9 protein-coding genes and 2 pseudogenes are annotated in these 9,022 nt (G+C 68.4%); 7 read left to right on the forward strand and 4 right to left on the reverse strand.

The window, feature by feature from the left end; all coding sequences use genetic code 11:
* The 5 genes from G3N61_RS36415 to G3N61_RS36435 all read left to right on the forward strand — a co-directional run.
* Nucleotides 1-362, forward strand: a 362-nt coding sequence (locus G3N61_RS36415; protein WP_205824818.1) for a nitronate monooxygenase, incomplete at its 5' end; no start/stop codon positions are given.
* 80 nt (nucleotides 363-442) lie between these two features.
* Complete coding sequence (locus G3N61_RS36420; protein ID WP_043180066.1) at nucleotides 443-1,897, forward strand: M20 family metallopeptidase; 1,455 nt, start codon at nucleotides 443-445, stop codon at nucleotides 1,895-1,897.
* Between the two features lie 40 nt (nucleotides 1,898-1,937).
* Nucleotides 1,938-3,047, forward strand: a complete 1,110-nt coding sequence (locus G3N61_RS36425; protein WP_205824820.1) for a malate/lactate/ureidoglycolate dehydrogenase — start codon at nucleotides 1,938-1,940, stop codon at nucleotides 3,045-3,047.
* Complete coding sequence (locus tag G3N61_RS36430) at nucleotides 3,017-3,757, forward strand: TfoX/Sxy family protein (RefSeq protein WP_346778605.1); 741 nt, start codon at nucleotides 3,017-3,019, stop codon at nucleotides 3,755-3,757. The genes G3N61_RS36425 and G3N61_RS36430 overlap by 31 nt, the downstream gene beginning before the upstream one ends.
* A gap of 309 nt (nucleotides 3,758-4,066) precedes the next feature.
* Entirely contained in the window at nucleotides 4,067-4,645 is a 579-nt protein-coding gene (locus G3N61_RS36435) for an NnrU family protein (RefSeq protein ID WP_175022121.1), read from the forward strand.
* Between the two features lie 67 nt (nucleotides 4,646-4,712).
* Here G3N61_RS36435 and G3N61_RS36440 read toward each other — a convergent pair whose 3' ends face one another.
* The 4 genes from G3N61_RS36440 to G3N61_RS36455 all read right to left on the reverse strand — a co-directional run bounded on the left by G3N61_RS36440 (nucleotide 4,713) and on the right by G3N61_RS36455 (nucleotide 8,057).
* A complete protein-coding gene (locus tag G3N61_RS36440) occupies nucleotides 4,713-6,092 on the reverse strand; it encodes an amino acid permease (protein ID WP_205824822.1) in 1,380 nt (459 codons plus the stop codon).
* 300 nt (nucleotides 6,093-6,392) lie between these two features.
* Nucleotides 6,393-7,130 carry a sulfite exporter TauE/SafE family protein gene (locus tag G3N61_RS36445; RefSeq protein WP_205824824.1) on the reverse strand — a complete coding sequence of 246 codons (738 nt, stop codon included), beginning with the start codon at nucleotides 7,128-7,130 and terminating at the stop codon, nucleotides 6,393-6,395.
* Between the two features lie 124 nt (nucleotides 7,131-7,254).
* Entirely contained in the window at nucleotides 7,255-7,833 is a 579-nt protein-coding gene (locus G3N61_RS36450; protein ID WP_205824826.1) for a DUF488 domain-containing protein, read from the reverse strand.
* Nucleotides 7,830-8,057 carry a DUF2945 domain-containing protein gene (locus G3N61_RS36455; protein WP_006490334.1) on the reverse strand — a complete coding sequence of 76 codons (228 nt, stop codon included), beginning with the start codon at nucleotides 8,055-8,057 and terminating at the stop codon, nucleotides 7,830-7,832. Before G3N61_RS36455 ends, G3N61_RS36450 begins: the two co-directional genes overlap by 4 nt.
* Nucleotides 8,058-8,250: 193 nt before the next feature.
* On the opposite strand from G3N61_RS36455, the pseudogene G3N61_RS39890 reads away from it, so the two are divergent.
* Both G3N61_RS39890 and G3N61_RS36460 read left to right on the forward strand, forming a co-directional pair.
* Nucleotides 8,251-8,572, forward strand: a pseudogene (locus G3N61_RS39890) (FAD-dependent oxidoreductase); the annotation flags it as partial.
* A gap of 100 nt (nucleotides 8,573-8,672) precedes the next feature.
* Nucleotides 8,673-8,909: pseudogene (locus G3N61_RS36460) on the forward strand (glycine zipper domain-containing protein); the annotation flags it as partial.
* Nucleotides 8,910-9,022: the final 113 nt, after the last annotated feature.

Genomic DNA, 9,022 nt, shown 5'->3' on the forward strand with positions numbered 1-9,022 from the left:
TGACGCCGCAGGCCGGCCGCTCGGCGCAGCATCGCGCGGCGGTGCGTGCCGCGCGCGACGACGGCACGCGCATGACCAACCTGTACACGGGCCGCCCCGCGCGCGGGCTGCTGACCCGCTTCATGCGCGAGCAGGGGCCGCTGAGCGCGCTCGCGCCGGCGTTCCCGCCCGCGACGGCCGCGGTCGATCCGCTGCGCGGCGCGTTCGAGCGGCAAGGCCGCGACGACTTCTCGCTGCTGTGGTCGGGCGAGGCTGCGGCGCTCGCGCGTGAAGAGGAGGCGGGCGAACTGACGCGGCGCCTGTGGCGCGACGCGCTGGCGTGCGCGGCAGGGCTGCGCGACGCGTTCCCGCAGGCGGTCTGAACGACCAGGAAGGGGGCGCCGGCGCGGGTGCATCGGCGTATGATCTGGGTTTTCGTCAGCCCGATCCAGGCACCCCCACCATGACCTCCGTCGACACTACCCCCGTCCTCGACCATGACAAGCTCGTTACCTTCATCGAGCGCAAGTGGAACGATGAAATCCTCCACGCGTTGACCGACTACATCGCGATCCCCGCGAAGAGCCCCGCATTCGACCCCGACTGGGCGAAGCGCGGCTATCTCGAGCGGGTGGTCACCGATGCCGCGCAGTGGGCCGAGCGGCAGCCCGTGAAGGGCCTGAAGCTCGAAATCGTGCGCCTGCCGGGCCGCACGCCGGTGATCTTCTTCGAATCGCCCGCCACGCGTTCGGGCAGCACCGACACGATCCTGCTGTACGGCCACCTCGACAAGCAGCCCGAATTCGACGGCTGGCGCGCGGACCTCGGCCCGTGGACGCCGAAGTACGAGAACGGCAAGCTGTACGGCCGCGGCGGCGCGGACGACGGCTATGCGATCTACGCGAGCCTCGCGGCGCTCGGCGCGCTCGACGAGCAGGGCATCGAGCGGCCGCGCTGCGTCGGCCTGATCGAGACCTGCGAGGAGTCGGGCAGCTACGACCTGCTGCCGTACGTCGACGCGCTGCGCGACCGGCTCGGCCAGGTGTCGCTCGTCGTGTGCCTCGATTCGGGCGCCGGCAACTACGACCAGATGTGGCTCACCACGTCGCTGCGCGGGCTCGTGTCCGGCGACCTGCAGGTCGAGGTGCTCGAGGAAGGCGTGCACTCGGGCGTCTTCGGCGGCATCGCGCCGTCGAGCTTCCGCGTGATGCGCCAGTTGTTCGAGCGCCTCGAAGACGCGAAGAACGGCAACCTGCTGCCGGGCGTGTTCCATTGCGAGATTCCCGACAGCCGCGTGCGCGAAGCCGACGCGGCCGCGTCGATCCTCGGCGACGCCGTGTGGAAGGGGCTGCCGTGGGCGTGCGGCGCGGACGGCAAGCCGGTGCTGCCGACCACGACCGATCCGCGCGAGGCGCTGCTGAATTCGACGTGGCGTCCGTCGCTGTCGGTGACGGGCGCGGCCGGCATGCCGGCGCTGGCGGATGCCGGCAACGTGCTGCGTCCGCGCACCGCGTTCAAGCTGTCGCTGCGCCTGCCGCCGCTCGTCGACGCCGCGCAGGCCGTGCAGCAGCTGAAGGAACTGCTCGAACTCGATCCGCCGTACAACGCGAAGGTCACGTTCAAGCCGGACGCGGGTGCCGCGACCGGCTGGAGCGCACCGGATCTCGCGCCGTGGCTCGCGTCGTCGCTCGATGCCGCGTCGCGCCGCCACTTCGGCGCCGACTGCGCGTACATGGGCCTCGGCGGCACGATCCCGCTGATGAATGTGCTGCAGGAGGGTTTCCCGTCCGCGCAGTTCATGGTGTGCGGCGTGCTCGGGCCGAAGTCGAACGCGCACGGTCCGAACGAATTCCTGCACGTGCCGTACGCGAAGAAGTTGACGGCGGCGGTCGCGGACGTGATCGCGACCGCGCGCTGAGCGTGACGACTGCCCGACCCGACCTGACGGAGCCTTGCCGATGACCGCACTGCCGACGCCCGATACCGAACCGCTGCGCATGCGCGCCGAACTGCTGCATGCATTCGTCGCGGCACTCTGGGAACGGGCGGGCAGCAGCGAGCGCGAAGCAACGCTCGTCGCCGATCATCTGGTCGGCGCGAATCTCGCGGGCCACGATTCGCACGGGATCGGGATGATTCCGAACTACGTCGCGTCGTGGCGGGAAGGGCAGTTGCAGTTGAACGGGCATGCGTCGATCGTCCGCGACGGCGGTGCGGTGCTGACGGTCGACGGCGGGCGCGGCTTCGGCCAGGTGATCGCGTTCGAGGCGATGGTCGAGGGGATCGAGCGCGCGCGACGCATGGGCATCTGCGCGATCGGGCTGCGTGACGTGCATCACCTTGGCCGCATCGGGCACTGGGCCGAGCAGTGCGCGCGCTCGGGGCTCGTGTCGTTCCACTTCGTCAACGTGCCGGGCGACCTGCTGGTCGCGCCGCTGCACGGCACCGATCCGCGCTTCGGCACGAATCCGTTCTGTGCCGCGTATCCGCGTGCGGGCAGGCCGCCGCTGCTGCTCGATTTCGCGACGAGCGCGATCGCGTACGGCAAGACGCGCGTCGCGTACAACCAGGGCAAGCGCGTGCCGGCCGGGTCGCTGATCGACCATCGCGGCCAGCCGACCGACGATCCGGCCGTGATGCACGAGCAGCCGTTCGGCGCGCTGCTGCCGTTCGGGCTGCACAAGGGCTATGCGCTGGCGGCGATGTGCGAGATTTTCGGCGGCGCGCTCGTCGGCGGGCATACGACCTATGGTGACACGCTGCAGAAGACGAGCGCGATCGTCAACGGGATGCTGTCGGTGCTGATCGATCCGAACGCATTCGATGCGGCCGATGCCGAGCGTGAAGCCGATGCGTTCGTCGCGTGGGCGAAGGCGTCGCCGCAGGCCGGCGATGCGCCGGTGCAGGTACCCGGCGAACCGGAAGAGGCCAGCCGCGCGGCGCGCGGTGCCGGCGGCATTCCGGTCGACCGCGCGACGTGGCGGCAGATTCGCGAGAGCGCGGCGGCAGTCGGCTTCGACGACGCGGCGCTCGACGCGTGGACGCAGCGCTGCACGGGGCGCGCATGAGCTGGCAGTCGGAGAAGGCGCACGGCGAGGAGATCGCGTATCAGCTCGCGCCGCTCGGCAACGTTACGGTTGTGCGGTTCTTCAGCGGTGCGGCGATGCGGCTCGACGGCGTGATGTTCGGCTTCATGTCGCGCGGGTCGCTGTTCCTGCGTGTGGATGACGTGAACCGTCCGGCGTTCGTCGCGGCGGGGATGGGGCCGTTCTCGTACGAGCGGCCGACGCGCACGGTTTCGCTCGACGGCTATTACGAAACGCCGGCCGACGTGCTCGAGGACGCCGGCGCGCTGTTCGACTGGTGCCGCAGCGCGTATCGCGCGGCGTTGCTGGCGGGGCCGCCGAAGCGCAAGGCTAGGGCGGTGGCGAAGCCGGCAGCGGAAGGGAAGGCGGCGGGGACGCGGACTGACAAGCCGGTGGCGAAATCGGTGGGGAGGCCGGCGGCAAAGCCGACAGCGAAACCGACGACGAAGCCGGTGGCGAAACCGACAGCGAAACCGGCGGCTAAACCGGCAGCAAAACCAGCAGCGAAACCAGCGGCAAAACCGGCAGCGAAACCAGCGGCTAAACCGACAGCGAAACCGGCAGCTAAACCGGCGGCAAAGCCGACAGCGAAACCAGCAGCAAAACCGGTAGCTAAACCAGCAGCAAAGTCGACAGCGAAACCGATAGCAAAGCCGGCACCGAACCCACCGGCGAAACGCAAGCAAACTTAATACCGATCGAGCGAAGCGACAGCTTCGCGCATTTCGTTTTCCTTTCTTTCGATCTCGAACGCCGGCCGATACGCATGGCGCGCGGCGCGCGATGTCTGGCGGCGCGCACCGCACAGGTGCGCAAAGCCCTCCGGCCTGCCGCACCGCACATCCCCATGCTTCACAACGGCGGCCTCGGCGTTTATGATCGGCGCGGGTCGCACCCGTGCCTGGCGCGACCCGTGCCGGCCTCGCCGCCGGCCCCGCGAACGGCGCATCGTACGCCGTGCGGGACGCTTCCCCACTCATCATTCCAGACGGAGACAACCGATGCTCGTCCTGATTCTCGGTTTAGCGATCTTCCTCGGTGTGCACTCGATCCGGATCGTCGCGGACGGCTGGCGGTCGGCGACGATCGCGCGGATCGGCGAGAAACGCTGGAAGGGCCCCTATGCGATCGCATCGATCGTCGGTTTCGTGCTGATCATCTGGGGGTACGGCATGGCGCGCCAGGGCGCGACGCTGCTGTGGGTGTCGCCCGTCGGTGTGCGCCACCTCACCGGCATGCTGACCGCGATCGCCTTCGTGCTGATCGCCGCCTCCTACGTGCCCGGCAACCGCATCAAGACGCTGGTCGGCCATCCGATGGTGGCCGGCGTGGCGGTGTGGGCGATCGCGCACCTGCTCGCGAACGGCACGCTGCACGCTGTCGTGCTGTTCGGTGCGTTCTTCGTGTGGTCGCTCGTCGATTTCGTCGTGTGGCGCGCGCGTGACCGCCGCGATGGCGTCCGCTATCCGGCGGGCAAGCTGTCGGGCGATGCCGTGGCGATCGTGGCCGGGCTCGTCGTGTGGGCCGTCTTCGCGCTGTTCCTGCACGGCTGGCTGATCGGCGTGCGGCCGTTCGGCTGAGCGGCTAAGCAGCTAGGCGACTGAGCGGCGGCACGCCGGCGTGCCGCTCGCTCGCCGAGGGTAACGGTCAGCGCAGCTTCGCGCCGGCCGTGTCGCCGAGTTGTGCCGGTTTGCGGCGCAGGAAATACGCCGCGACGATCGCAAGCGCCGTCAATACCGTGAACCAGAACTGGAAGCGCGAATCCGGGTTGAACGCCTGCGAGCCGAGCACGGCGACCAGCGCCAGCAGCGCGATCCAGTTCGACACCGGATAAAACCACGCGCGGAACGCCTGCGGATCGCGTGGTACGTGCTTCTCCTGCCGGCGCATCGCGAAGTGCGCGACGATGATGAAGATCCACACGATCATCACGAACGCGCCGCTGCTCTTCGCGAGCATCAGGAACAGGTCGCCGCCGCTCACGAAGTGAATGCCGAGGATCGACACGCAGATCGCCAGGCACAGCACGAGCGCGTTCATCGGCACGCCTTTCGCGTTGGTCCGGCCGAACATCGCGGGCGCGTGGCCGCGCTGGCTGAGCGAGAACAGCATGCGCGAGTTCGAGAACAGGAACGAATTCATCACCGACATGAACGACACGAACAGCACGATCTTCATCGCGACGGCCGCGCTCGTGAAGCCGGCCATGTTGAACAGCGATACATACGGCGATTTCAGGTTGGCCTTGTCGGTCCACGGCATGCACAGGATCAGGATCGACACCGAGCCGACGTAGAACACCATCACGCGCACGATCACGCTCTTGATCGCGCGGATCACGTTCTTGCTCGGGTTCTCGGATTCGCCCGCCGCGACGGCCGCGATTTCGCTGCCGCCGAGCGAGAAGATCACGACCATCACGCCGGCGAGCACGGGCGAGATGCCGTTCGGCATGAAGCCGCCGTGATCCGTGAGATTCACGAGCCCGGGCGCGGGAATGCGCGGCTGGAAGCCGAGCAGGATCGATGCGCCGAGCGCCATGAACACGATGATCGTCGCGACCTTGGCAAACGACAGCCAGTATTCGGCTTCGCCGAACGAGCGGACCGAGTACGCGTTGCTCGCGATCAGCGTGACGAGCATGAACAGCGCGCCGGCCCACACGGGCAGCCACGGCAGGAAATCGTGGAGGATCGCGCCGAGCAGGATCGCCTCGACGGTGATCGTCATCATCGACTTGAACCAGTACAGCCAGCCGACCGCGAAGCCGGCCCATTCGCCGAGATAGCTGCTCGCGTAGGTGGAGAACGACCCGCTGTCGGGATTGCGGGAGGCCATTTCGCCGAGCATGAACATGACCAGCGTGACGATCACGCCGCCGATCAGGTACGACAGGATCGCCGCGGGGCCGGCGGTCGCGATGATGGCGCCGGAGCCGACGAACAGGCCCGCGCCGATCACGCCGCCAAGCGCGATCATCGTGATGTGCCGTTGCTTGAGGCTCTGCCTCAACGAGTTGTCCTGCATCTCCTACCTCTTTTTATTGTTGGCCTGTCGGCCGGGAACGCATCGGGCGGTGCGTCGGCAGGCGTTCTGCCGCCGCACAGGGCGCCGATGGCGAGGGAGCGTGTGTGACGCGATGGGCCGGGCCGCCGGCGGTGAATCGGAATGACGGCCGCGAAGTGCCGGTCGGTGCCCGCGAGCGGGCGATGACGACGGCAATCCCCGATTGTGGGCGGACACCGCCGTCACGGCAAACGAGATATGCGAAAGACGTCTTGCGGTTTGCTCATCAATTGCCGCTGCTGCGGCGGCAAGGGGCGTGCATCAGATCGGCTTGACGAACAGCCCGACGGTCAGCACCGCGCCGATGCAGACGATCCCGATCCGCAGGATGCGTTCGTTCACGCGTTGCAGCGCCCACGTGCCGAGCAGCCCGCCGACGATCGCGCCGCCGCCGAGCGCAAGTGCCGAGCCCCAGTGCAGGTGCGGCGACGTCAGGAACAGCACGACGGCCGATGCGTTCATCACGCCCGCGAGCGCGTTCTTCGTCGACATCGCGTGACGCGGCGACAGGCCGGCCATCGTCAGCACGGCCATCATCAGGAAGCCGAGCCCGCCGCCGAAGTAGCCGCCGTAGATCGCGATCATGAACTGCGAGAGCGCTGCGGGGACGGTGCCGAGGTGGCCCGTGCCTTCGCTGGGCTTGCGGAAAATGCTGCCCCACGCGAACACGATCGTCGCGAACAGCACGAGCCACGGCACGAGGCGCGAGAAGATCGACGACGGGGTTTTCAGCAACAGCAGCCCGCCGAGCGCACCGCCGACCACGCTGATGAAGAACAGCGTGCGAAACGACAGCTTGCCCACGCCGCGCACCATGTTGCGGCTCGCCCAGCCGGTCGTGACCTGCGCGGGAAACAGCGCGACCGTCGACGTGATGTTCGCCGCGAGCGGCGACATGCCCGACACGATCAGGGCGGGCAGCGTGACGAACGAGCCGCCGCCCGCGAGGGCGTTCTGCAGTCCGGCCCACAAGCCGGCGACGATGACGAGAGTGAGCATGGGGTGCAACGGGCGAGGTGGCGGGGCCCGCTTGCCGGAGGCGGGCAGGCGCGGTGGAGGCCCGATGATAATGCAGATCGCGATGGTCGGAAGCCGACGCGGGTGCGCGGCCGTGCGGGCGACGTCACGCGTGCGGTGGCGTGCCGGCTTCCGGTGTGGCGGTGCCGCTTTCGACGTCCGGATAGACGATCGAGCCGTCGGGCCGGATGACCGCGCCCGCCGTGAGGTGTGCGGGTTCCACGCGGTTGCGGCCCATGATGTGCAGCACCGTTTCGCCGCGCGCGATCAGGTAGTCGGACACGATGCGACGGTGGCAGCGCCACCACACCGCTTCCGAGCACATGATCGCGCAGCGCTGCCGATGCCCGTCTGCGATCAGCCGGTCGAGGCCGTCGCGAAACCCGGGTGACAGCGCGTAATCGGCGTAGCGGTGAAAGCTCTGGTTGGTCCAGAAGTCGTTGACGTCGTCGGGCACGTCGTGCGACTTGCCGCGCAGGCCGCCGAGCTCGGCGATGTGCTCGTAGGCGATGCCGGTTGCAGCCAGCGCGTCCGGCAGCGTCGCTTCGTTGAATTGCGGATGGGTACGCGAACGCGTCATTTTGCGGATATCCGCGAGCAGCGCGATATCGACCGCGCCGAGCATGTCGACGAATTCGTCGAGCGTGCGGTTCGAATGGCCGATCGTATAGAACGGGAGCGTCATGCGTCGTCCTTGCCCGCAATGCGCTCGAGCACGCGGCCGCGGTGCGCGGCGATGTGGTCGGTGCGATCGCTCTTGATCTCGTACTGCGGATCGTCGGGCGATGCGCGATGGCGGTGGCCCTTGTAGTCGAAGTCCGCGGTGTGGATCGCGATGATCGTGCCGGTCACGTAGCCGGCCTCCGAATTCCACCGGACGTGGTCGCCCAGCCTGAATGGTGTGGTCATGCAGGAGGCCCTCCTTGCGCGGTTGCGGTGTGCGTCGATTCTCGCGGCGCGTGTTGTCGTGCTGCAGGGATGACGCGTTCATTATCGTCCGGGACCGCCCATGGAAAAAGACACAGACGGTGGCGCGGCGCTGTGCTGCCGGCGCAGCGGGCGTGCCGGCACACGGGCAACCTTTCATTTTTATGACGGGAGGAACTCGCTCGGCCGCGACGGCGCGCCCCTGCTGCGGGACAGCATGCGTCGGGCCGCGGCCGAGGTGCGCGAACTGCCGGCGCGTCACGGTTTCGACATCGCCTACCGGCCCGGCAGCCGGTAGGCGGCGGGGCGGCCGCGGCGCGTCGCGATGCTCGCGCAGGCCCGCGCAGGCCCGCGACGAAGCGGCCGAACGCCGGGACTACGATCGACTGCGCGTGATCGGCCATGGCGACATGCCTGAATGGCCGGGCGGCACGCGCTATCTCGCGCGGTTCCACGATCCGGAATCCGGCCACCTGAATCCGCGAAAGCTTGCGCTCCGGCCAGGGCAATGCCCAATTTAACGCTTCATTACGTTGGGTTTGCCGGAAAAGTGCTAGATTCGCCCATCGATATCTCGCAATCGGAGAGGGTAGACAGATGCTGAAGAAATTGGCAGGGATGGCCGTGGTGGTCGGTGCGGCGGCGGTGGCGTCGGTGCCGGCCGTGGCAGGCGACACGAGCAACGCACTGGGCGGCGCGCTGGGTGGCGTTGCCGGCGCGGCGGTCGGCAACGCGGTTGGCGGCAGCACGGGCACCGTGATCGGCGGGGCAGTGGGTGGTGGCGCGGGCGGTGCGGTGACGTCGAACAAACGCGAACGCACGGCCGCGATCGTCAGCAGCCCGTCGCGCTCGAACGGGCGCAGTGCGTCGAGTTCGCGCGCGAAATGATCGGCGAAGCGGATGCCGTGCGCGGCCTCGACGTGCGAGAACGGCAGGTCGAGGTTGCA

This window comes from Burkholderia sp. Ac-20349 (assembly GCF_017104865.1).
GTDB lineage: Bacteria > Pseudomonadota > Gammaproteobacteria > Burkholderiales > Burkholderiaceae > Burkholderia > Burkholderia aenigmatica.